Origin of the sequence: Iodidimonas sp. SYSU 1G8 (assembly GCF_039655775.1) — a bacterium.
Classification (GTDB): domain Bacteria; phylum Pseudomonadota; class Alphaproteobacteria; order SMXS01; family SMXS01; genus RI-34.
This window is the reverse complement of record NZ_JBBYXJ010000002.1, coordinates 254,717-276,785: the sequence shown is the minus strand read 5'-3', so window position 1 is coordinate 276,785 and position 22,069 is coordinate 254,717. Positions and strand designations below refer to the sequence as shown.

24 protein-coding genes and 1 tRNA gene are annotated in these 22,069 nt (G+C 66.1%); 14 read left to right on the top strand and 11 right to left on the bottom strand.

The features are described 5' to 3' along the window. Nucleotides 1-31: 31 nt before the first annotated feature. From WJU17_RS12400 to truA, 3 genes are read left to right on the top strand one after another with little or no spacing between them, the layout of a single operon-like run. On the top strand, nucleotides 32-316 hold the full coding sequence (locus WJU17_RS12400; RefSeq protein ID WP_346327714.1) for a type II toxin-antitoxin system VapB family antitoxin: 285 nt from the start codon (nucleotides 32-34) through the stop codon (nucleotides 314-316). Further along, nucleotides 316-708 carry a type II toxin-antitoxin system VapC family toxin gene (locus tag WJU17_RS12395; protein ID WP_346327713.1) on the top strand — a complete coding sequence of 131 codons (393 nt, stop codon included), beginning with the start codon at nucleotides 316-318 and terminating at the stop codon, nucleotides 706-708. The genes WJU17_RS12400 and WJU17_RS12395 overlap by 1 nt, the downstream gene beginning before the upstream one ends. Further along, a complete protein-coding gene (gene truA / locus WJU17_RS12390; protein WP_346327712.1) occupies nucleotides 708-1,448 on the top strand; it encodes a tRNA pseudouridine(38-40) synthase TruA in 741 nt (246 codons plus the stop codon). Before WJU17_RS12395 ends, truA begins: the two co-directional genes overlap by 1 nt. Here truA and dapE read toward each other — a convergent pair. The 6 genes from dapE to WJU17_RS12360 form a co-directional block, all read right to left on the bottom strand. Next, nucleotides 1,445-2,590: a succinyl-diaminopimelate desuccinylase gene (gene dapE / locus WJU17_RS12385; protein WP_346327711.1), complete on the bottom strand. Its 1,146-nt coding sequence runs from the start codon at nucleotides 2,588-2,590 to the stop codon at nucleotides 1,445-1,447. The two genes, truA and dapE, sit on opposite strands and share 4 nt — an antisense overlap. 174 nt (nucleotides 2,591-2,764) lie before the next feature. Beyond that, a complete protein-coding gene (dapD, locus tag WJU17_RS12380; protein ID WP_346327710.1) occupies nucleotides 2,765-3,610 on the bottom strand; it encodes a 2,3,4,5-tetrahydropyridine-2,6-dicarboxylate N-succinyltransferase in 846 nt (281 codons plus the stop codon). A 54-nt stretch (nucleotides 3,611-3,664) separates the two neighbouring features. Then, nucleotides 3,665-4,336, bottom strand: coding sequence for a pyrimidine 5'-nucleotidase (locus WJU17_RS12375; protein WP_346327709.1), 672 nt, complete (start codon nucleotides 4,334-4,336; stop codon nucleotides 3,665-3,667). Further along, nucleotides 4,336-5,244, bottom strand: a complete 909-nt coding sequence (locus WJU17_RS12370; RefSeq protein ID WP_346327708.1) for a D-amino-acid transaminase — start codon at nucleotides 5,242-5,244, stop codon at nucleotides 4,336-4,338. The genes WJU17_RS12375 and WJU17_RS12370 overlap by 1 nt, the downstream gene beginning before the upstream one ends. 3 nt (nucleotides 5,245-5,247) lie before the next feature. Beyond that, nucleotides 5,248-6,828, bottom strand: coding sequence for an L-aspartate oxidase (gene nadB, locus WJU17_RS12365; RefSeq protein ID WP_346327707.1), 1,581 nt, complete (start codon nucleotides 6,826-6,828; stop codon nucleotides 5,248-5,250). 2 nt (nucleotides 6,829-6,830) lie between these two features. After that, nucleotides 6,831-7,766: an ABC transporter ATP-binding protein gene (locus WJU17_RS12360; RefSeq protein WP_346327706.1), complete on the bottom strand. Its 936-nt coding sequence runs from the start codon at nucleotides 7,764-7,766 to the stop codon at nucleotides 6,831-6,833. A gap of 145 nt (nucleotides 7,767-7,911) precedes the next feature. Between WJU17_RS12360 and WJU17_RS12355 the strand changes: the two genes are divergently transcribed. From WJU17_RS12355 to WJU17_RS12335, 5 genes are all read left to right on the top strand, one after another. Next, nucleotides 7,912-8,082 (top strand): zinc-finger domain-containing protein, encoded by a 171-nt coding sequence (locus WJU17_RS12355; RefSeq protein ID WP_346328945.1) that lies wholly within the window; start codon nucleotides 7,912-7,914, stop codon nucleotides 8,080-8,082. Nucleotides 8,083-8,159: 77 nt separating this feature from the next. Beyond that, a complete protein-coding gene (gene polA / locus WJU17_RS12350; protein WP_346327705.1) occupies nucleotides 8,160-10,946 on the top strand; it encodes a DNA polymerase I in 2,787 nt (928 codons plus the stop codon). 25 nt (nucleotides 10,947-10,971) lie between these two features. Further along, on the top strand, nucleotides 10,972-11,754 hold the full coding sequence (locus tag WJU17_RS12345; protein WP_346327704.1) for an SDR family oxidoreductase: 783 nt from the start codon (nucleotides 10,972-10,974) through the stop codon (nucleotides 11,752-11,754). Nucleotides 11,755-11,879: 125 nt separating this feature from the next. Beyond that, nucleotides 11,880-12,143, top strand: a complete 264-nt coding sequence (locus WJU17_RS12340; protein WP_346327703.1) for a hypothetical protein — start codon at nucleotides 11,880-11,882, stop codon at nucleotides 12,141-12,143. 56 nt (nucleotides 12,144-12,199) lie between these two features. After that, on the top strand, nucleotides 12,200-12,940 hold the full coding sequence (locus WJU17_RS12335) for a LuxR C-terminal-related transcriptional regulator (RefSeq protein ID WP_346327702.1): 741 nt from the start codon (nucleotides 12,200-12,202) through the stop codon (nucleotides 12,938-12,940). A gap of 7 nt (nucleotides 12,941-12,947) precedes the next feature. Here the strand turns inward: WJU17_RS12335 and WJU17_RS12330 are convergent, their stop codons facing one another. Continuing rightward, on the bottom strand, nucleotides 12,948-13,262 hold the full coding sequence (locus WJU17_RS12330; RefSeq protein WP_346327701.1) for an NIPSNAP family protein: 315 nt from the start codon (nucleotides 13,260-13,262) through the stop codon (nucleotides 12,948-12,950). Nucleotides 13,263-13,420: 158 nt separating this feature from the next. On the opposite strand from WJU17_RS12330, the gene WJU17_RS12325 reads away from it, so the two are divergent. After that, entirely contained in the window at nucleotides 13,421-13,813 is a 393-nt protein-coding gene (locus WJU17_RS12325) for a hypothetical protein (RefSeq protein ID WP_346327700.1), read from the top strand. Nucleotides 13,814-13,817: 4 nt separating this feature from the next. Here the strand turns inward: WJU17_RS12325 and WJU17_RS12320 are convergent, their stop codons facing one another. Next, nucleotides 13,818-14,432: a class I SAM-dependent methyltransferase gene (locus WJU17_RS12320; protein ID WP_346327699.1), complete on the bottom strand. Its 615-nt coding sequence runs from the start codon at nucleotides 14,430-14,432 to the stop codon at nucleotides 13,818-13,820. Between the two features lie 85 nt (nucleotides 14,433-14,517). Then, a tRNA-Ala gene (locus tag WJU17_RS12315) sits at nucleotides 14,518-14,593 on the bottom strand. 151 nt (nucleotides 14,594-14,744) lie between these two features. Between WJU17_RS12315 and WJU17_RS12310 the strand changes: the two genes are divergently transcribed. From WJU17_RS12310 to folD, 3 genes are read left to right on the top strand one after another with little or no spacing between them, the layout of a single operon-like run. Next, nucleotides 14,745-15,041, top strand: a complete 297-nt coding sequence (locus WJU17_RS12310) for a YggT family protein (protein ID WP_346327698.1) — start codon at nucleotides 14,745-14,747, stop codon at nucleotides 15,039-15,041. After that, on the top strand, nucleotides 15,038-15,346 hold the full coding sequence (locus tag WJU17_RS12305; RefSeq protein WP_346327697.1) for a DUF167 family protein: 309 nt from the start codon (nucleotides 15,038-15,040) through the stop codon (nucleotides 15,344-15,346). The genes WJU17_RS12310 and WJU17_RS12305 overlap by 4 nt, the downstream gene beginning before the upstream one ends. A 1-nt stretch (nucleotide 15,347) precedes the next feature. Next, nucleotides 15,348-16,238 (top strand): bifunctional methylenetetrahydrofolate dehydrogenase/methenyltetrahydrofolate cyclohydrolase FolD, encoded by an 891-nt coding sequence (folD, locus tag WJU17_RS12300; protein WP_346327696.1) that lies wholly within the window; start codon nucleotides 15,348-15,350, stop codon nucleotides 16,236-16,238. A 257-nt stretch (nucleotides 16,239-16,495) separates the two neighbouring features. Here folD and WJU17_RS12295 read toward each other — a convergent pair whose 3' ends face one another. Further along, nucleotides 16,496-17,707, bottom strand: coding sequence for an argininosuccinate synthase (locus WJU17_RS12295; protein ID WP_346327695.1), 1,212 nt, complete (start codon nucleotides 17,705-17,707; stop codon nucleotides 16,496-16,498). 114 nt (nucleotides 17,708-17,821) lie between these two features. On the opposite strand from WJU17_RS12295, the gene WJU17_RS12290 reads away from it, so the two are divergent. Next, nucleotides 17,822-19,711 carry an XrtA/PEP-CTERM system amidotransferase gene (locus tag WJU17_RS12290; protein WP_346327694.1) on the top strand — a complete coding sequence of 630 codons (1,890 nt, stop codon included), beginning with the start codon at nucleotides 17,822-17,824 and terminating at the stop codon, nucleotides 19,709-19,711. Next, nucleotides 19,708-20,877, top strand: a complete 1,170-nt coding sequence (locus WJU17_RS12285) for a glycosyltransferase family 4 protein (protein ID WP_346327693.1) — start codon at nucleotides 19,708-19,710, stop codon at nucleotides 20,875-20,877. The genes WJU17_RS12290 and WJU17_RS12285 overlap by 4 nt, the downstream gene beginning before the upstream one ends. Here WJU17_RS12285 and WJU17_RS12280 read toward each other — a convergent pair. Next, nucleotides 20,874-22,064, bottom strand: a complete 1,191-nt coding sequence (locus tag WJU17_RS12280; RefSeq protein WP_346327692.1) for a cyclopropane-fatty-acyl-phospholipid synthase family protein — start codon at nucleotides 22,062-22,064, stop codon at nucleotides 20,874-20,876. The two genes, WJU17_RS12285 and WJU17_RS12280, sit on opposite strands and share 4 nt — an antisense overlap. Between the last annotated feature and the right edge of the window lie 5 nt (nucleotides 22,065-22,069).

Genomic DNA, 22,069 nt, shown 5'->3' with positions numbered 1-22,069 from the left:
GCTATGGTGGTGGAAATTAAGGACGCGGATCATGGCGCTCAATATCAAGGACGATGAAATTCATCACATGGCGCAGGAGCTTGCCGCTCTACGCGGCGGCACCCTGACCGATGCCGTGCGCGCTGCGCTCAAGCGGGAACTCGACGTCGCGCGAAGGGCACGAGAGGCAAGGCATGGTGTACTGCTCGATGAATTGAACGAGATTGCGCAGCGGTGCGCCGCGTTGCCCGACGTGCTGGATGCGCCGCCAACAACGGCGGACAGACCGGGTAGTGACCATTCCTGGCTCTATGACGAAAACGGCCTCCCCGTCTGATGGTCGTCGATACATCGGCACTGGTCGCGATCCTGCTGAATGAACCGGAGCGCGCCGCCTACAACGCAAGCATCGCCGCTTCAGCGATCCGCCTGATATCCGCCGCCTCGCTTCTCGAAGCCGCGCTCGTCATCGAAAGCCGGAAAGGGGCAAGCGGCCAGGCCGAACTCGACCGCTTCGTCCTTCGCGCCCGCCTGGACGTCGTCGCCTTCGACGCCCTGCAGGCCGAGGCCGCCCGGTTTGGATGGCGGCGCTTCGGCAAGGGCCGGCATCCGGCCGCCCTGAATTTCGGCGACTGTTTCTCCTACGCGCTGGCCAAATGCACCGGTGAGCCGCTGCTGTTCAAGGGTACCGATTTCAGTATGACCGACATTGTGTGCGTGCCGTCCTGATGCCCCGCTATCGCCTGACTATCGAATATGACGGGGGACCGTTCGTCGGCTTCCAGCGCCAGACCAATGGGCCGTCCATCCAGCAGGCGCTGGAGACGGCCATCACCAGATTCTGCGGCGAAACGGTCACCATTACCGGCGCCGGGCGGACCGACGCGGGCGTGCACGCCCAAGGGCAGGTGGTGCATTTCGACATCGCGGCGGACAAGAGCGCCAACCAGGTTCAGGGCGCCCTGAACCATCATCTGAAGCCCGATCCGGTAGCCGTGCTGGATGCCGCGATCGCCGATCCGGGATTTCATGCCCGCTTCGACGCGATCGGCCGGCACTACAGGTTCCGCATCGTCAACCGCCGCCCGCCGCTGACCTTCGATCACGGGCTGGCCTGGCAGGTGCCGGTACCGCTGGACGCGGACGCCATGCACGTGGCGGCGCAGCGGCTGGTGGGCCGGCACGACTTCACCACCTTCCGGTCGGTGCACTGCCAGTCCCAGTCGCCGCTCAAGACGCTGGACCGGCTGGACGTGATGCGTCACGGCGACGAGATCATCGTGATCGCCGAGGCCCGGTCGTTCCTGCATCATCAGGTGCGCTCGATGGTGGGGACGCTGAAGCTGGTGGGCGAGGGCAAATGGACCGCCGACGATGTCAGCGCCGCGCTGGAGGCCCGCGATCGCCAGCGCCTGGGGCTGAACGCCCCGCCAGACGGGCTGTACCTGACGAAAGTGATCTATCCCTAGGCGAAATAGCGCCGCAGCACTTCCTGATAGATCGCGGTCAGCCCCTCGATGTCCGACACGGCGACCCGCTCGTCGACCTTGTGCATGGTGCCGCTGGCCATGCCGAACTCGATCACCGGACAGTAATCCTTGATGAAGCGCGCGTCGGACGTGCCCCCCGTGGTGCTGAGCTCGGGCTCGACGCCCAGGACAGCCTTGCAGGCATCGACGACCAGACCGCTGAGCTTGCCGGGCGGCGTCAGGAAGGACTCGCCGCTGACCCGGATGCTCAGATCGTAGTCGATCAGTTCCTGATCCATGGCGTGGCGAACCAGCCGTTCCACGTCCTGAGAGCTGTGATCGCTGTTGAAGCGCACGTTGAAACGACAGCGTGCCCAGGCGGGAATGACGTTCTCGGCGCCCGGACTGGTTTCGATGGCCGTGATCTCGAGATTGGACGCCTGGAAGTGGGCGTTGCCCCTGTCGAGCTCCAGTGCCGCAAGCCGCGCCATCAGCCGTACCAGCTTGGGCGCAGGATTGTCGGCCAGATGAGGATAGGCCACATGGCCCTGCACGCCATTGACGGTGACCAAGCCGTTCATGCTGCCGCGCCGGCCGATCTTGGCCATCTCGCCCAGCCGCACCGGATTGGTCGGCTCGCCAACGAGGCAATGGGTGATCTGTTCGCCCTCCTCCCGGATCTCCTCGAGCAGCTTGCGGGTGCCGTTGATGGAGGGGCCTTCCTCGTCGCCCGTGATCAGCAGGCTGATGGAACCGGAGAAGTCCGGGCGTTCATCCACGAAACGGCCGGCAGCCGCCGTGAAGCACGCGATGGCGGCCTTCATGTCAGCCGCGCCGCGGCCGAACAGATTGCCGCCGATGATCTCGGCCGCGAACGGATCGACGGTCCAGCCGGCCAGATCGCCCACCGGCACCACGTCCGTGTGCCCGGCGAAGCAGAAATTGGGCTGCGCCGTGCCGAGGCGGGCATAGAGATTGTCGATATCGGGCGTGCCCGGTTCCGAGAACACATAGCGCTTGCAGACGAAGCCGATGGCCTCAAGCGCCGCCTGCAGCACATCGAGCGCGCCCGCATCCGCCGGCGTGACACTGGGCCGGCGGATCAGTTCTTGCGTTAGCGCGACAGGGTCGATCGCCGACATTCCTGACATCTCCAAATCGTCACCCCCGCGCACGCGGGGACCCAGCTCTTCATAGGATACTGGCTTCTCTGAGCTAGCCCTACAGCCATCTCAATCACCGGAACATATCGGAAGCCGCGCTCTACGAAGAGCTGGGTCCCCGCGTGCGCGGGGATGACGGCAGAGTGCGAGTGATCAGGTCCGCAGTAGCTCGTTGATCGAGGTCTTCGAGCGGGTCTTCTCGTCGACGCGCTTCACGATCACGGCGCAGTAGAGGCTGGGGCCGGGCGTGCCGTCGGGCAGCGCCTTGCCGGGCAGGGCGCCGGGCACGACCACCGAATAGGCCGGCACGCGGCCATACATGACCTCGCCGGTCTCGCGGTCGACGATCTTGGTGCTGGCGCCGATATAGACGCCCATGGACAGCACCGCGCCTTCCTCGACGATGACGCCTTCCGCCACTTCCGAGCGGGCGCCGATGAACACGTTGTCCTCGATGCGCACCGGATCGGCCTGCAGCGGCTCGAGCACGCCGCCGATGCCGGCGCCGCCGGAGATGTGGCAGTTCTTGCCGATCTGGGCGCAGGAGCCGACGGTTGCCCAGGTGTCGACCATGGTGTTCTCGCCCACATGGGCGCCCAGATTGACGAAGCTGGGCATCAGCACCGCGCCGGGCGCGATATAGGCCGAGCGGCGCACGAAGCAGCCGGGCACGGCGCGGAAGCGGGCGGCGCGGAATTCCTCGACGCCCCAGCCCTCGAACTTGGACGGCACCTTGTCGAACCAGCGGGCGTGGTTGCCCGGGCCGCCGGTGATCGGCTCCATGTCGTTGAGGCGGAACGACAGCAGCACCGCCTTTTTCAGCCACTGGTTGACCACCCACTGGCCGTCGATCTTCTCGGCGACCCGCGCCTTGCCGGCGTCGAGGGCGGTCAGCGCGGCGTCGACGGCGTCGCGCACCTCGCCGGTGGTGGTGAGCGAGATGCCGTCGCGCTCTTCCCAGGCGCGCTCGATGATCGGCTGAAGGCTGGTCACACTCATGGCTGTATCCTTGTTCCTGAAGCGCCGCAGACCATAGCCGCGTCAGGCGCGCTGTCAATCCGCTAGCCCGGCGACCTCGGCCAGCCAGGCCGACAAATCCTCGGCCACGTAGTCGATAAAGCCGCCATCGGACCCGGCGCGCGACCATTCGGACGCGGTGGGCACCCAGACGGTGGTGATGCCCAGATCGTGGGCCGGGATCAGGTTCTTGGCCAGATCCTCGACCATCACCGCGTCGGCGGGATCGAACGCATAGGCCTCGACCAGCGCGGTGAAGGCGCCCGGATCGGGCTTGGGAATGAAATCCGACGCGAGCACGTCGAAAATGCCTTCGAACAGATGGGTGATGCCGAGCCGCGCCATGACCCGCGTGGCATGGCCTTCCGACCCGTTGGTGTAGACGATCTTGCGCCCCGGCAGCGCTGCCAGCGCCCGCGCCATGCGTTCATCCGGCATGACCACGCTGACGTCGATGTCGTGGACGTAATCCAGATAGTCGTGCGGATCGATTTGGTGATGGCGCATCAGTCCGGCCAGCGTGGTGCCGTACTGCATGAAATAGTCCTTCTGCACGCGGCGCGCCTCGATCAGGTCGACGCTGAGCAGGTTGGAGATGTAGGCGCCCATCTTCACGTCGATCTGGGCGAACAGGTCGCAGGCCGCCGGATAGAGCGTGTTGTCCAGATCGAAGATCCAGGTGCCGGCATTGTAGAGGGGATGTGCCATCAGCCGCCCAGAACCTGAAACGCGGCCGCCGGATCGGCGGCGAAGGAGGCCAGATGCCGCCGATAGAGGCCGACCAGTTTTTCGGTCGTCTCGCCCGGCGCGCCATTGGCGACGGTCTTGCCGTCGATGGTGACGACCGGGATCGGCCCGCCGGTGGTGCTGGTGAAGAAAGCCTCCTTGGCGGCCAGCGCCTCGGCGACGGTAAAGGCACGCTCCTCGACCCGCAGTCCCGCCTCCCGCGCCTGGGCGATGACCACGTGCCGGGTGATGCCCGCCAGGATGCTGCTTGACAGCGGCCGGGTGACGAGCGTGCCGTCGGCGGTGACGATCCACGCATTGGTGGAGGCGCCTTCGGTGACGTTGCCGTCGCGGTCGACCATCCACGCCTCGAAGGCGCCGGCTTCGCGCGCGGCCTGCTTGGCCAGCGCGTTGGGCAGGAGGGAGACGGCCTTGATGTCGACACGGGCCCAGCGCTGGTCCGGCATGGTGGCGACGGCGACACCGGTCGCGGCGCGGGCGGCGACCTTGCGGAAATCCAGCGGGCGGCAGGTCATCACCACGGAGGGCCGCAGATCCTTGGGGAAGGTGCTGTCGCGCGGCGACTGGCGCAGGCCGGGCGCGCCGCGGCCGATTTGGATGTAGAGCAGGCCGTAGTCCAGCCGGTTCCGCCGCACCATCTGGCGCGCGATCACCGCGAGGGCGGCGCGCGGCGGATAGTTCGCGATCCGCAGCTCGCCCAGCGACCGGTCGAGGCGGTCGAGATGGGGGTCTAGATCGGCGATCCGCCCGCCGATGACGGCGATGACTTCATAGGCCGCGTCGGCGAACTGCACGGCGCGGTCATCCACATGGATGGCGGCGTGGGCATAGGGCAGGTAGCGCCCATTGACATAGGCGACGCGCGACATGGTCTATTCCGGCGACAGGACGGTGGGCACGGGGTCGGGGGCGGGCTCGGGATAATCGAGCGTGTAGTGCAGTCCCCGGCTTTCCTTGCGCGAAGCGGCGGAGCGCACGATCAGATCGGCGACGGTGACCAGATTGCGCAGCTCCAGCAGATCGGGCGTGACGCGGAAATTACCGTAATATTCCTGGATTTCGGCCAGCAGCAGATCGACTCGGCGCTGCGCCCGGCGCAGGCGCTTGTCGGTGCGCACGATGCCCACATAGTTCCACATGGTGCGGCGCAACTCGTCCCAGTTATGCGAGACAACCACTTCCTCGTCCGAATTGGTGACCCGGCTTTCGTCCCACGCTTTCAGGTCGGGTGGCGCCGGCAATGTGTCCAGGCGCTCGAGGATGTCCTCGGCCGCGGCGGTCGCATACACGATGCATTCCAGCAGCGAGTTGCTCGCCAGCCGGTTGGCGCCGTGCAGACCCGTATAGGAGGCCTCGCCGATGCAGTAGAGATCGTCGATGTCGGTCCGGCCGCGATGATCGACCATCACGCCGCCGCAAGTATGGTGCGCGGCGGGCACCACCGGGATCGGCTCCTTGGAAATGTCGATGCCGTACTTCTTGCACTGCTTGTAGATATTGGGGAAGTGCTCCTTGATGAAGCTCTTCTTCTTGTGGCTGATGTCGAGATAGACGCACTCGATGCCAAGCCGTTTCATTTCATGATCGATGGCCCGGGCGACGATGTCGCGAGGCGCCAGCTCACCGCGCGGATCGAACCGCTTCATGAAGCGCTCGCCATTGGGCAGCAGCAGCTTGCCGCCTTCGCCGCGCACGGCCTCGGTGATCAGGAAGGTCCGGGCCTCGGGATGATAGAGGCAGGTGGGGTGGAACTGATTGAATTCCAGGTTCGCCACACGGCACCCGGCGCGCCAGGCCATGGCGATGCCGTCGCCCGTCGAGCCGTCGGGGTTGGAGGAGTAGAGATAGACGCGGCTGGCGCCGCCGGTGGCGATGACCGTCGCCTTGGCGCCGAACACTTTCACCCGCGATTCCTCGATGTCGTAGAGATACGCGCCGCGGCATCGGCCGCGCACCCCGTCGGCATCGCGGTTGACCAGGTCGACCGCCACATAGTTCTCGAGCACGGTGATGTTCGGGTGCGCCCGCGCCTGGTCGTCGAGGGTGTGCTGCACCGCCTTGCCGGTCGCGTCCTTGGAGTGGATCACCCGGCGATGGCTGTGGCCGCCTTCCCGGGTCAGGTGATACGGCCCCTTCTTGGTGGTATCGAACAGCATGCCCTGGTCGATCAGCCACTGGATGGCCGCGGGGCCTTCCTCGACGGTAAAGCGCACAGCGTCCAGGTCGCACAGGCCGCCGCCGGCGACCAGCGTGTCCTGAACATGCGAGTCGAAGCTGTCGGTGGCGCTGAGCACGGCGGCGATGCCGCCCTGGGCCCAGTTGGTGCTGCCCGAATCGATCTGCGCCTTGGAAACGACACCGACCTTGCAGTGGTCGGCCACGCAGAGGGCGAGGGTCAGACCGGCCGCGCCGCTGCCGATCACCAGGACATCGAAAACCGCGTCGTTCGCCATGCTTACTTCCGGCTCGTCAACTGCATGAAGATATCTTCCAGATCGGCCTCGCGCATGGTCAGGTCGAGGATGGCGTAGCCCGCACCATGGACCGCGTGCAGCACTTCGTCCACATGATGGGAACTGGCCGAATAGCGCACCGACAGCTGGGTGCCATCCTCGGCCCGCGCCTGAAAGCCACGGAGCCCTTCGGGAATTTCGGTCACCGGCCGGTCAAGGCGCAGGACCAGTTCGCGCTCATCGATGCGGCGCAGCAGATCGACGGTCGGCTCGTTGGCGACGACCTGCCCCTTGTCGATGATGGCGATCCGGTCGCAGAGCTGTTCGGCTTCCTCGAGATAGTGCGTGGTGAGCATGATGGTCACGCCGCGCTGCTTGAGCGCCCGGATGTGTTCCCACAATTGCTGGCGCAGCTCGATATCGACGCCGGCGGTCGGCTCGTCCAGCACCAGGATCGGCGGGCTGTGCACCATCGCCTTGGCGACCAGCAGGCGGCGCTTCATGCCGCCGGACAGCGCCCGCGCGTAGGAGTCGGCCTTGTCCGACAGGCGCATGGCCGCGAGGATTTCGTCGGTCCGCCGTTCGTGCTTCTTGACGCCGTAGAGACCGGCCTGCAACTCCAGCGCCTCTCGCGGCGTGAAGAAGGCATCGAAGCTGATTTCCTGCGGCACCACGCCGATGCTGGCCCGCGCGTTGCGCGCGTGCTGGTCGATGTCATAGCCCCAGATTCGCACATCGCCGGCGGTCTTGTTGACCAGACCGGCCAGGATGTTGATCAGCGTGGATTTACCGGCGCCGTTGGGACCGAGCAGGCCGAAGAACGACCCTCGCGGCACATCCATGTCGATGCCCTTGAGCGCCTCGTGCGGGGGAAAACCCTTGCCGCCACGATATTTCTTGCGCAGCCCCCGGATTTCGATCGCGTTGTCCGGGATCATGAAGTGGCGTTTTCCTGCATGTCTGTCCTGTCGCCGCCTACATTCAGTTGAATAGCGGGCGGCAATCCGTATCATCCGGCCACGCAAACCTCAACGACCCTGGCGTCATAAAAAGCGAACAATCCCCGTGCCGAATTCAACCGTCATCGCCCCGGAAGCACCCGAGACCACCTATGTCAATTCGGTTGAGGTCGCCTGCGACGGTGGCGAGGGCGCGCTGGGCCATCCGCGCGTCTATCTGCACATGGACGAAACCGGCCGGGTCGAGTGTCCCTATTGCGACCGGTTGTTCATTCTCCAGGACGACGCGCACTGACCTGACGCGCGGCGCGGCGGCCTGATCGCCGCACGTAGCGCTGGCCTCTCCCGCCACCTGTCGGCATGATGCGCCGCATGAGCGAACGCGAGCACCTTTTCCTGATCGACGGGTCCGGCTACATCTTCCGGGCCTACCATGCACTGCCGCCCCTGTCGCGGCCCGACGGCACGCCCGTCGGCGCGGTCTATGGTTTCTGCAACATGCTGTACAAGCTGCTGGAAGACAGTGGCTCGGAAGCGCCGACCCATCTGGCAGTCATCTTCGACGCCGGCCGGCTGACGTTCCGCAACACCCTGTATCCGGCCTACAAGGCCAACCGGCCGGAGCCGCCCGAGGACTTGATTCCCCAGTTCGCCCTGATCCGCGACGCGGTGCGCGCATTCGACGTGCCCTGCATCGAACTGGCCGACTACGAAGCCGACGACATCATCGCCACCTATGCCCGGCAGGCCCGCGAACGCGGCGCCACCGTAATCATCGTGTCGTCCGACAAGGACCTCATGCAGCTGGTCGATGACGATGTCCTGCTGCTCGACACCATGAAGAACAAGAAGCTGGGCATCGCCGAGGTGATCGAGAAGTTCGGCGTACCACCGGAGAAGGTCATCGACGTGCAGTCGCTGGCAGGCGATTCGGTCGACAACGTGCCCGGCGTGCCCGGCATCGGCATCAAGACAGCGGCCCAGCTCATCAACGAGTATGGCGATCTGGATGCGCTGCTGGCCCGCGCTGGCGAGATCAAACAGCCGAAGCGCCGGGAATCCCTGATCAACTACGCCGACCAGGCCCGCATAAGCCGCGATCTGGTGCGCCTGCACGACACCGTGCCCGTCCCCGAAACCATCGATGATCTCAAAGTACGTCCCATCGACGTCCCCCGCGCCATCGCCTTCGTCGAAGAGAACGGTTTCCGTACGCTGGCGACCAAACTGGCCGCTAGGCACCAACGCGAGGCGCCCGCCGCCGCATCCTCGGCAGCCCAGGCCGCTGCCGAGGCGAGGCCGCGGGTCGAGATGGGCGGCTATGATACCATCCTGTCGCTCGAGGCGCTGGATGCCTGGATCGACGCCGCGGCATCGCAAGGCTTCGTTGCGGTCGATACCGAGACCACCTCGCTGCAGCCCATGCTGGCCGAACTGGTGGGCGTGTCGCTGGCGATCGAGCCGGGCAAGGCCTGCTACATTCCCATCGGCCACACCGGCTCGGGCGGCGACGGCACCCTGGATCTGGACGGCGACCGCCCGGCGCAGCTGCCCAAGGCCCAGGTTCTCGCCCGGCTGAAGCCGCTGTTGGAAGACCCTGGCGTGCTGAAGATCGGCCAGAATATCAAATACGACACGGTCGTGCTGGCCCGCTGCGGCATTCAGGTCGGGCCGGTGGACGACACCATGCTGATATCCTACGCCCTGGAAGGCGGGCTGCACGGCCATGGCATGGACGAGCTGTCCGAGCTGCATCTGGGTCACAAGCCGATCGCGTTCAAGGATGTCGCGGGCAGTGGCAAGAATCAGGTTACCTTCGACCGGGTGCCACTGGACAAGGCGACGGCCTATGCGGCCGAGGACGCCGACGTGACCTTGCGCCTGCATGAGGTCCTGAAACCCCGCCTGACGCAGGAACATCTTGTCACCGTTTACGAGACGCTGGAGCGGCCGCTGTCGCCCGTGCTGGCGGCCATGGAGCAGGAAGGCATCAAGGTCGATCGCGAGCGCCTCGCGGCGCTGTCGCGCGAATTCGCCGATGGCATGGCCGCCTTCGAGACCGAAATCTACCGGCTGGCGGGACGCGAGTTCAACATCGGCTCGCCCAAGCAATTGGGGGAGATCCTGTTCGACGAGATGAATCTGGGCAGCACCCGCACGGGCAAGTCGGGCGCGCGCTCGACCGGCGCCGATATTCTCGAGGATCTGGCCGCGCAGGGGCACGACCTGCCGGCGCGGGTCCTGGACTGGCGCCAGCTGTCCAAGCTGAAGAGCACCTACACGGACTCCCTGCAGCAACAGATCGATCCGGTCACCGGGCGCGTGCACACTTGCTTCGCCATGGCATCGACCACCACGGGCCGGCTGTCGTCGACAGACCCGAACCTGCAGAACATCCCCATCCGGTCACCCGAGGGCCGCAAGATCCGGCAGGCCTTCATTCCCGAGTCTGGCCACCGCCTGATGTCGGCGGACTATAGCCAGATCGAGCTGCGGATCCTGGCCCACATGGCCGATATCCCGGCGCTGAAGCAGGCCTTCGCCGACGGGCTCGACATCCACGCCATGACCGCGTCGGAAGTGCTGGGCATTCCCATCGACGGCATGCCGCCCGAACAGCGGCGCCGCGCCAAGGCGATCAATTTCGGCATCATCTACGGCATCTCGGCGTTCGGTCTGGCGCGCCAGCTCGCCATTCCGCAAAGCGAAGCCAAAGCCTATATCACCCGGTATTTCGAGCGCTTTCCGGGCATTCGCACCTATATGGACGACACGGTCGCCGCCTGCCGCGAACAGGGCTATGTGAGCACGCTGTTCGGGCGCCGCGTCCATATCCGCTCCATCCACGACAAGAATCCGGCCCTGCGCCAGTTCGGCGAACGCGCGGCGATCAACGCCCCGATCCAGGGCTCGGCCGCCGACATCATCCGCCGCGCCATGGTCCGCATGCCCGGCGCGCTGTCGGGTGCCGGCCTGCGGACACGCATGCTGCTGCAGGTGCACGACGAACTGGTGTTCGAGGTGCCCGAGCGCGAACTGGAAGACGCGCGCCGGACGGTGCAGGACGTGATGGAAGGCGCCGCGGCGCCGGCGGTGAACCTTTCGGTGCCGCTGACGGTCGGCGTCGGCGTCGGCGACAATTGGGACGAAGCCCACTGAACGGGCCATTGAACGGAAAGAAGCCATGACGAATGGAAAGACGGGCCGGGTCGCCGGCAAGGTAGCGGTCGTGACCGGCGCGGCCGGCGGACTGGGCTCCGCCATTGCCCGGCGGCTGGCACAGGAGGGTGCGTCGCTGGTCCTCACCGATATCAATGGCGAGGCGGTGAACACGCTGGCCGAGACCATTCCGGGATCCATCGGCCTGCAACATGACGTGACCGACGAAAGCCGCTGGCAGGACGTGCTGAAGACGGCCGCGGCGCATTTCGGCGCCATCCACGTTCTGGTGAACAATGCCGGCATCGGGTCGGTCGGCACCATCGAGACCGTCGCCTTTTCCGAATGGAAGCGGGTCCACGCCATCGATCTGGACAGCGTCTTCCTGGGCTGCAAATACGTGCTGCCCTATCTGCGCGCCGCGGCGACGCCCGAGCGCGGTTGCGCCATCGTCAACATCTCGTCCATCGCCGGCATCGTCGCCGGCCACAATGTTCCGGCTTACAATTCGGCCAAGGCGGCGGTGCGCCACCTGACCAAGTCGGTCGCGCTGGATTGCGCCAGAAGCGCACCGGGTGTGCGCTGCAACTCGGTCCATCCCGCTTTTGTCGACACGCCGATCCTGGACGACATCGCCGTCAACATGTCGCGCGAGGACGCGCTGGTGAAGCTCTCGCGGCAGATTCCCATGCGTAAGGTCGGCGAACCGGACGATGTCGCCTGGGGCGTGGTCTATTTGGCATCCGATGAGTCCAAGTTCATGACCGGCGCCGAACTGGTGCTGGATGGTGGAATCAGCGCGATGTAGCGCCTTGGCGCTGCAGCACTGCAACTTCTTACAGTTCCCCTGAGATCAAAATTGGCGTGTCCTATCGCAGGGTAGGAAATGTTCGTGAAACACGGGCGAAATGCCGACAAGGTCAGGGGCAGAAAATGACCATCGCAAGGTGCGCTTCAGTCGCGACGGAACAACCGAGGCTCCGCATCGAGCACCGCGTGCTCATGGCGCCGGGCGGGAGCAATAATAGCGGTCACCCGCGAAAGCTGGAAAATCTTCTTGATGCGTTCTATCGTGAACATGGTCCTGCATGGGAGCTGGTGAACGTGTTCAAGGTAGGCACGTCGGATTTCATGGCGAGCCAACAAGAACTGATGTTCATTTTCCAACGCAGGACCTACCAATCTGCGCCTGACTGAACGCGCCGCAAGGCGCGAAAACTGGTTTATCGAGGATTATTTTGGGACAAATTCAGGTGGAAAGACTCAGCCCGCTTCCGGGGGTCGAGTCGAATCGATCGCTTGTCGAGTTCATTAGGACCTCGCCCGACGAGGTGATGCTGGGACGGCGTTTTCAGAAGGTCATTCTCGCATTGGGTTTCGCCCACTACATCTATTGCCAGATCGATGTCTCCCAGCCCCGCCTCTACATGATCTGCTCCACCTATCCGGACGCCATCCGCCGGGTCTGGGCGGATGCCAGCGTCGCGGTGCGGGATCCGCTGATCGCCCATATCATCAACCGGACCACGCCGGTGCGCCGGACCGACATCGGCGACGACGGGTCCTGGGCCCAGGATATCTTCGAGGAGCTGGAAGGTTTCGGCGTGCATACGCCGGCCTGGCACTTTCCCGTCCGCGATCAGACCAACTACATGGGTCTGTTCGGCATCGCGCCCAAGAAGGTGGACTACGAGACGCTGGGCCCCGCGCATTTCGAGCATGCGGAGATGCTGATGCCGGCCCTGTGCAACCACGCGCACGAGACCTGGTGCAGCCTGACCGCCAACGCGGGCGAGGATACCCCCGTGTTGAGCGACCGGGAGACGGAAATCCTCAACTGGCTCAGCCATGGCAAGTCGACCGAGGACATTGCCGAGATCATGCAGATCGCCGAGCGCACGGTGAACTATCACGTCGCCAACCTGAAGACCAAGCTGGGCGTGGAAACCCGCGCCCACGCCGTTGCACAGGCGATGCGACTGAGGCTGATCTAAACGGACATCACGGGCTGTAGGGCACCTTCTGGACCATGGTGACCACCTCCTCCTCAAGCGTCTCGGCCAGCATGTCCCAGAATTTCCGATAGTCCGGCCGCTTGGCGACCTCCGCCATCACGTCGGCATAGGCGTTGGCGTCGGGAATCTCCCAGATGTCGATCACCGTATGCAGGCGGCCGACCGTGGTCACCCAGGCGCCCACCAGCTTCCAGCCGAAGCTTTCGATAATGGGCACCTGTCCGGCCATGGCGTCGCAGAAGCGCTGATAGCCATCCATGCGGACCTTGAGCGTGACATGCAGATAAACCGGCGTGGCCATGCGTCTCCCCTTCAGTGGCGGTGCAGGTTCGAGGCACCAGCATGCAGCATGACGGGTCCCGGGCGAACAGGAATTGAAGCGCCGCCATCGCACATTCCCCGTTGTCCGGGCCTTGGGTAATGTGGTGTGCTGGACAATCAACACGGGGAGACAACTGGATGAATGTACTGCGGAACGCCGCGCTGATGGCCACGCTCATGCTTGGCGTCCACGTCCCTGGCGCGATGGCGCAGGACGACTTGGCCCACGCCCTTGACTGCTGGGGTGTCACCCACGGGTCGTATTTCCTGCATCTGGCATCGCCGGAGACGGCGGGCGATCTGCCCAAAGCCTCTGATGCTGACTACCGCGCCTGGTCGAATCAGGCCGAGACCCTGGCAAAGGCAAAGGGCATGTCCCTCGGCGCGTTTTCCGCCGAGCGCCAGAAATATCAGGTGTCGCTGATCTCGGCCAAGAAGCGCGCCGCCGCCACGCCTCGGCTGAAAACCTGCATCGCCACCGCGCCTCTCGACATGCTGAATGTGGAAACGCCCATCCTCGTTGGTGACTGACGAATCAGAGCCGCCGAAACGCAAGCCTGGTCCATGTGATGCCGGCGCCGCGGTTTGGCTCCTGCAGAGACCCGCGGTGCTGCTCGAGCAGGAGCGTAAGTCTTTCCGCACGAGCCAGCGCAATGGTTTCCGCAGCCGTGACCTCGAACATGCGGCGCCCCAAGGGCACCGTGCCATGACGCAGCGTCATGACCAGACAGCCGCCCGGCCGGATGAAGGACGCGACGACAGGCATGGCGCGGGCCCGCTCGGCCGGGGCCAGATGCATCCAGACGGCCGTCATCATGACGAGGTCGAAACGCTCCCGGCGATCGGCCAACCGCACGAGGTCGGGAAGCCCGTCGTCGACCCACTCGATGGCGGGCGAGGGATGCAGGACAGCGGCCCCGCGACGCAACGCGTCGGTCGGCTCGACAGCCACGACGCGGTGCCCCAGGGCCGCCAAATGGGCCGCGTCGCGGCCCGTGCCTGAGCCGATATCGAGAATCAGGGCCGGCACTGGCGGAATCAGATGCAGGATATCGCCGTGCGCCTCGTCGAAGCTGATGGTCTCGTAGCGCACGAGCAGCGCCTCGGCTTCCCGCTCATAACCGTTCGTGCCCTTGATGTGATCGGCCATGCCGCCTCTCCCGAAGGTCATCATACCGCGTTCGAACGCACCACGGCGCGTCGTCGATCAGCGGAATAAGGGGCGGGAGCGTTTCTGGTGGAGCCGAGCGGGATCGAACCGCTGACCTTCGCATTGCGAACGCGACGCTCTCCCAACTGAGCTACGGCCCCACGGCGAAACGGCGCGTACCATCTGAGGATCGGGGGACAAAGTCAAGGGTCCTGCGCACAAGTTTTTCTCGCGGCGGCGCGATGATTTTCTCGATGCTTGCGCACAGGCGTCGTGGATACTAAACCTGCCCCACAACAAGGCAGGAACCCGATGAACGCGCTGATTACCCTCATCAACATGGTCGCCTGGCTGCTTCAGGTGATGCTGATCGTCTGGATTGTCCTGGGCCTGCTGGCGCAGTTCAACATCGTCAATGCCCGCCAGCCCTTCGTGGCCGCGGTGATGCGCTCGCTCGACCGGTTTTTAGAGCCGATCCTGCGGCCGATCCGCCGCATCCTGCCCGCGCCGGGGGGGATCGATTTCTCGCCCGCCGTATTGCTGATCCTCATCATCGTCGTCCGCACCCTGCTGGTCGACGACATCCTGATCCCGCTGGCGCTGAGGTGATCGGCCGAGTCGCCGCTGACGGCCTGATCGTGGCGGTGCGGCTGACGCCCAAGGCTTCGCGCAACGCCATCGAGGGGCTTCGCGACGATTCCCACGGCGGGCAGGTTCTGGCGGTGAAAGTGACGGCCGTACCCGAGAAGGGAAAGGCCAACGCGGCGTTGAGCCGCCTGCTCGCCAAGGCGCTGGGCGTTGCCAGCGGACGCGTGGACGTGGTGGGCGGCGCGACGTCGCGCAACAAGGACGTGCTGGTGCGCGGCGACGTGACCGAGATCGCCGCCGCGCTGGCGAAACTGACGGGAGAATAGGGTGTCTGAAGCAGCGATCATCGACGGCAAGGCGTTCGCGGCCAGTCTGCGCGGCAAGGTGGCGCGGCAGGTCGAGGCGCTGAAAGCGGCGCACGGGCTGACGCCCGGCCTCGCCGTGGTGCTGGTGGGCGCCGATCCGGCCAGCGAGATCTATGTCCGGAACAAGCACGCCCAGACCGTCGAAGCCGGCATGAACTCCTTCGAGTTCAAGCGGCCCGCCGACATCACCCAGGACGCGCTGCTGGGCCTGGTGCGCGAGCTGAACGCCGATTCCCGGGTCCACGGCATCCTGGTGCAACTACCGCTGCCGCGCCCGCTGGTGGAGCAGCCGATCACCCAGGCCATCGACCCGGACAAGGACGTGGACGGCCTGCATGTCATCAATGCCGGGCGGCTGGCCAGCGGGCTGGACGGCCTGTTCCCCTGCACGCCGTCAGGCTGCATGATGCTGATCGAGGACCGTCTGGGCGCCGACCTTTCGGGCAAGCGGGCCATCGTCATCGGCCGATCCAACCTGGTCGGCAAGCCCATCGCCCAGATGCTGCTGAAGGCCAACGCCACGGTCACCATGGCCCATTCCCGCACCGACGACCTGCCCGCCGAATGCCGCCGGGCCGATATCGTGGTGGCGGCCGTCGGCAAGCCGGAAATGGTGCGCGGCGGCTGGATCAAGCACGGCGCCGTGGTGATCGATGTCGGCATCAACCGCATCCCCAAGGATGGCGGGGGCACCCGCGTCGTCGGCGACGTGCATTTCGCCGAGGCCAGCGAACGCGCCGAAGCCATCACGCCCGTGCCCGGCGGCGTCGGCCCCATGACCATCGCCACCCTGCTGCACAACACGGTGATCGCCGCGTGCCGTCAGGCGGGCGTCGAGGTACCGAAGGTTTAGCGGCTCACCTTGCATTGTCATCCCGGACGCTAGTCGAGCCCGGGAACCGGCAGGTTCGCGGCCGCGAGACTTGCGATCCGGGATCCATGTCGGGGCAAGGCCCGGGCGTCGCAGTCCCGCATCACCGCCGGAGCCGCAAGGGTCCTCGACATCTCCCGCATGAACACGGGTCCCAGATCGCAAGCACCGCACATCACGACCCTGACGGGTCGTGGGCGGCGCTAACGTCCGGGATGACGATTGTGGAACAGAGCGGCCTACTGCGCGTCCCGCTGGCCGAGGAGACGCAGGCGCAGGGCGTTCAGCTTGATGAAACCGGCGGCGTCGCGCTGGTCGTAGACGGCGTCTTCCTCGAAGGTCACGTGCTGCAGCGAGTAGAGCGTGTTCGGCGACTTGCGGCCCACCACGGTGACGCTGCCCTTGTAGAGCTTGAGACGGACGGTGCCGGCGACCTTTTCCTGGCTCTGGTCGATCAACGCCTGGAGCATGCGGCGTTCCGGGCTGAACCAGAAGCCGTTGTAGATCAGCTCGGCATAGCGCGGCATCAGCTCGTCCTTCAGATGCGCCGCGCCGCGATCGAGAGTGATGCTTTCGATGCCACGGTGCGCCGCGTGCAGGATCGTGCCGCCGGGCGTTTCATAAACGCCGCGGCTCTTCATGCCGACGAAGCGGTTCTCGACCAGGTCGAGACGGCCGATGCCGTTGGCGCCGCCCAGCTCGTTCAGCCGCGTCAGCAGCGCGGCCGGGCCCATCTTGACGCCGTCGATGGCGATGGGATCGCCCTTGTCGAAATCGATTTCCACATAGGTCGGCCTGTCCGGCGCGTCTTCCGGCGCGACCGTGCGCGAGAACACGAACTCTTCCGGCTCGGCCCACGGGTCCTCGAGCGCCTTGCCCTCGGCCGAGATGTGCAGCAGGTTCGCGTCGACCGAGAACGGCGCCTCGCCGCGCTTGTCCTTCGGAATCGGAATCTGGTTTTCCTCGGCGAACTTGATCAGCGTGGTGCGCGAGGTGAGGTCCCATTCGCGCCATGGCGCGATCACCTTGATGTCGGGCTGCAGCGCGTAATAGCCCAGCTCGAAGCGGACCTGGTCGTTGCCCTTGCCGGTGGCGCCGTGACAGACGGCGTCGGCGCCGACCTCGCGGGCGATCTCGATCTGGCGCTTGGCGATCAGCGGCCGGGCGATCGAGGTGCCGAGCAGGTAGACGCCCTCGTAGGCGGCGTTGGCGCGGAACATGGGGAACACGTAGTCGCGCACGAATTCGTCGCGCAGATCCTCGATGAAGATCTGCTTCACGCCGAGCATCTCGGCCTTGGCGCGCGCCGGCTCGAGCTCGTCGCCCTGGCCCAGATCGGCGGTGAAGGTCACCACTTCGCAGCCATAGGTGACCTGCAGCCACTTCAGGATGACGGACGTGTCGAGACCGCCGGAATAGGCGAGAACGACCTTGTTGATTTTCTTCGACATTATGCTGTGTTCCAGGGGGATCGGATGGCGGCGGAGTATAGGGAAAAGGCGTAAAGGGGCAAGAAGCGCTTTTTGTGCCCGCTAACAGCCTGATTCCTGATAGAAAAGACGTCTATGTGCGGGTTTGCGGGCATCTTCGACGGCACGGGGGAGCGGGACGTGGACCGCGGCCTGCTGCAACGCATGACCGACGCGCTGGTCCATCGGGGACCCGATGGTAGCGGCCTTTTCGTCGGCCCGGGCATCGGGCTGGGGCATCGGCGCCTGTCCATCCTCGACCTTGCCGGCGGCGCCCAGCCCATGACCGACGCCGAGACCGGTGTGACCGTCGCATTCAATGGCGAGATCTACAATTTTCCGGCGCTGATGGAGACCCTTGCCGGACTTGGCCATCGCTTCCGCACCCATTGCGACACGGAAGTGATCCTGCATGGGTGGAAGCAATGGGGGCCGGCCTGCGTCGAGCGCTTCGACGGCATGTTCGCCTTCGCCCTGTGGGACCCGCGCGAGGCGACCCTGTTCCTTGCCCGTGACCGGCTGGGGAAGAAGCCGCTGCATTACGCGGCGCTGGCGGACGGCTCGTGCCTGTTCGGCTCTGAGCTGAAGGCGCTGACCTGCCATCCGGCGCTGCCCCGCGTCATCGACCCCGAGGCGGTCGAGGATTTCTTCGCCTATGGCTATGTGCCCGAGCCCAAGAGCATCTACCGTGCCGTGCGTAAGCTGGCGCCCGGACACCGCCTGATCTGGCGGCGCGGCGACAGCCCGCGAGTCGAAGCGTGGTGGACGCTGCCGCTGGAGGCGCGCACGGGCGGCGCGGCCGAGCTGGCCGGAAGGCTGCGCGAGGCCGTGGAGCGGCGGCTGATCGCCGACGTGCCACTGGGCGCGTTCCTGTCCGGCGGCGTCGATTCCAGCGCCGTGGTCGCGCAGATGGCCGGGCTGACGAGCGCGCCGGTGAAGACCTTCGCCATCGGCTTCGGCGACAAGGCCTATGACGAGACCGGCTATGCCCGCCAGGTCGCGCAGCGCTATGGCACCGACCACACGGAGCGCATGGTCGATCCCGATGCGTTCGACCTGATCGACGGGCTGGCGGCGCTGTATGACGAACCGTTCGGCGACAGCTCGGCCATGCCGACCTTCCAGGTCTGCGCCCTGGCGCGCGAGAAGGTGACCGTCGCGCTGTCCGGCGACGGCGGCGACGAGGTGTTCGCCGGCTACCGCCGCTATCTGTGGCACCTGCGCGAGGCCAGCGTGCGCCGCCGGCTGCCGCGCGCCCTGCGGCGCGGCCTGTTCGGCACGCTGGGCCGGATCTATCCCAAGGCCGACTGGGCGCCGCGCCCGTTGCGCGCCAGGACCACGTTCCAGGAACTGGCGCTCGACGACCTCGACGCCTTCTTCCTCAGCGTCTCGGCCCTGCCGGACGGCGAACGCCGCGCGCTGCTGGGCGGCGATCTGCGCGGGGCGCTGGCGGCGTATCACCCGGTCGAGGTGCTGCGCCCCCACTGGCAGGCCGCCGCCGGCGCCGACCCGCTGACGCAGGCGCAATACGCCGACATCAAGACCTGGCTGCCGGGCGACATCCTGGTGAAGGTGGACCGGGCGAGCATGGCGAACGGGCTGGAAGTGCGCGCGCCGTTCCTCGATCACCATCTACTGGAATGGGGCGTCAACCTGCCGCCCGAGGTGAAAATCGCCGGCGGCGAGAAGAAGGCGGTGCTCAAGCGCGCCATGGAGCCGTTCGTGCCCCGCGATCTGCTGTACCGGCCCAAGCAGGGCTTTTCCATGCCCATCGGCCCGTGGTTCCGGGGACCGCTGCGCCAGCGGCTGCGCGAGGCGCTGACCGGCCCGTTGCTGGCGCAGTCCGGTTTCGTCGATCCGGCGCGGGTGGAACGGCTGCTGGACGAGCACCAGAGCGGCGGCCGAGATCATTCCCGGGCGCTTTGGCTGCTGCTGATGTTCCAGGGTTTCCTGCGGCACGATGCCAGCCTTGGCGCTAGCGCATGATCAACGTTCTCAGCTTCACCACGCTTTATCCCAACGCCGTCCAGCCGGTGCACGGCATCTTCGTCGAGAACCGGCTGCGCCGGCTGGCCGAAAGCGGCAAGGTCAGGCTGACCGTGGTGGCGCCGGTGCCGTGGTTTCCGTTCGCCTCGCCCCGCTTCGGCGCGTGGGGCGCCTATGCCCGCGTTCCGGGCCACGAGCGAAGGCACGGCATCGAAATCTTCCATCCCCGCTACAGAACCATTCCCAGGATCGGCATGTCGGTGGCGCCGAGTCTGATGGCGCGGGACGTGCGCTCGCTGGTCGCCAAGCTGGTCAAGGACCGGCGGATCGACCTGATCGACGCGCATTATTTCTATCCGGACGGGGTCGCCGCGGTGGCGATCGCCGGCGAGCTGGGGCTGCCGGTCTGCGTCACCGCGCGCGGCACGGACCTGAACCTGATCCCCCGCTTCGCCATCCCGCGCCGGCAGATCGTGCGCGCGGCGCGGGAGGCCGATGCCCTGATCACGGTGTGCGACGCCTTGCAGCAGCCCCTGCTCGACATGGGCATCGCGCCGGACAAGATCCGCACCCTGCGCAACGGCGTCGACCTGATCCGGTTCCGCCCCATGGACCGTGACGCCGCCCGCGCGCGCTGGGGCGCCAAGGGGCGCGCGCTGGTGTCCGTCGGCGGGCTGGTGGAGCGCAAGGGCCACCATCTGATCATCGACGCGCTGGCCGACCTGCCGGACACCTCGCTGCTGATCGCGGGCGAAGGCGAGGAACGGCGGGCGCTGGAGCGGCGGATCGCCGCGCTGGGCCTGGGCGGCCGGGTGCGACTGCTGGGACAGGTGGCCCAGGCCGACCTGCCGTCGCTCTACAGCGCGGCGGACGCGCTGGTGCTGGCCTCGAGCCGTGAAGGCTGGGCCAACGTGCTGCTGGAGGCCATGGCCTGTGGCACGCCGGTCGCGGCCACCGATGTGTGGGGCACCGCCGAGGTGGTGACCGCGCCCGAGGCGGGCGTGCTGATTCCGGAGCGGTCCGCCGCCGCCATCGCGGCCGGCGTGCGGCGTCTGCTGGATGCACCGCCGGAGCGCGCGGCGACCCGGGCCTATGCGGAAGGCTTCAGCTGGGACGCGACCACGCAGGGCCAGCTCGCCCTGTTCGAGAGTCTGGCGCGCCGCTAGGCGCGGCCATAGAGGTAGTCCCGCGTCAGCGGCACCGAATCCACCCGCTTGCCGAACTGCATCTGGTAGACAACCAGACCGCCATGATCGAATCCGCCCACGCAGCCGGCCAGGAAGAATTCGAACATCCGGCAGAAGCGTTCGTCATACATCTCCCTGATCCTGTCGCGGTTCTGCTGGAAGCGTCGGTACCAGTGTTCGGTGGTGCGGCCGTAATGCTGGCGCCAGACCTCGATGTCGCTGATGAACAGGCCCGAGCGTTCCACCGCCGGCATGATCTGCGACAGGGCCGGCGAATAGCCGCCGGGGAAAATGTACTTCTCGGTCCAGTCGTCGGTGCCGCCCGGCCCGTCCGAGCGGCCGATGGTGTGGACCATGGCGACGCCGTCCGGCGTCAGCAGTTCGTTGATGCGGCGGAAATAGGTGTCGTAGTGGTGCAGGCCCACATGCTCGAACATGCCCACCGAGACGATCCTGTCGAACGGCCCGGCGATCTTGCGGTAATCCTCGACCCGGAAGTCCAGCACGTCGGACTTGCCCTCGGCGGCGGCCATCTCCTTGGCGGCGCGGCACTGTTCCTCGGACAGGGTGATGCCGACCACCTTGGCGCCCGAAACCGCGTTGAGATGACGCGCCAGCGTGCCCCAGCCGCAGCCGATGTCCAGCACCCGGTGATGGGGCTTTAGCCGCAGCTTGCCGGCGATGTGATCGAGCTTGTTGCGCTGCGCCTGGTCGAGGCTGTCGTCAGGGCTGCGGAAATAACCGCAGGAATATTGCCGGTTCGCGTCGAGGAACAGGTCGTAGAAAGCGGTCTTGAACTCGTAGTGATGGGCCACGTTGCGCCGCGCGCGCCGTTCCGAATTGGCCCGCGCCCAGGCGTGCTTCAGCCGGCTGTCGCCGATGCGCAGCGAGGTGTTGTCGGTGGCGCGCTTGGCGTTGATGGCGACCAGATTGAGAAAATCCAGGATGTCGCCGCTCTCGATGGTCAGCGTGCCGTCCATATAGGCCTCGCCCACCGTCAGCTCGGGTTTGCGCAGCATGCGCCAAGGCAGACGGGCATCGTGCAGGCGAATAGCCACGGCAGGCCCCGGTGTGCCGCCGAACGCATGCACATGGCCTTTCACGTCGGTGACGGTCAGCGTTCCTTCCTTGATCAGCCTGCCCAGCAGGAGTTTCAGTGGAAGCATCGCCG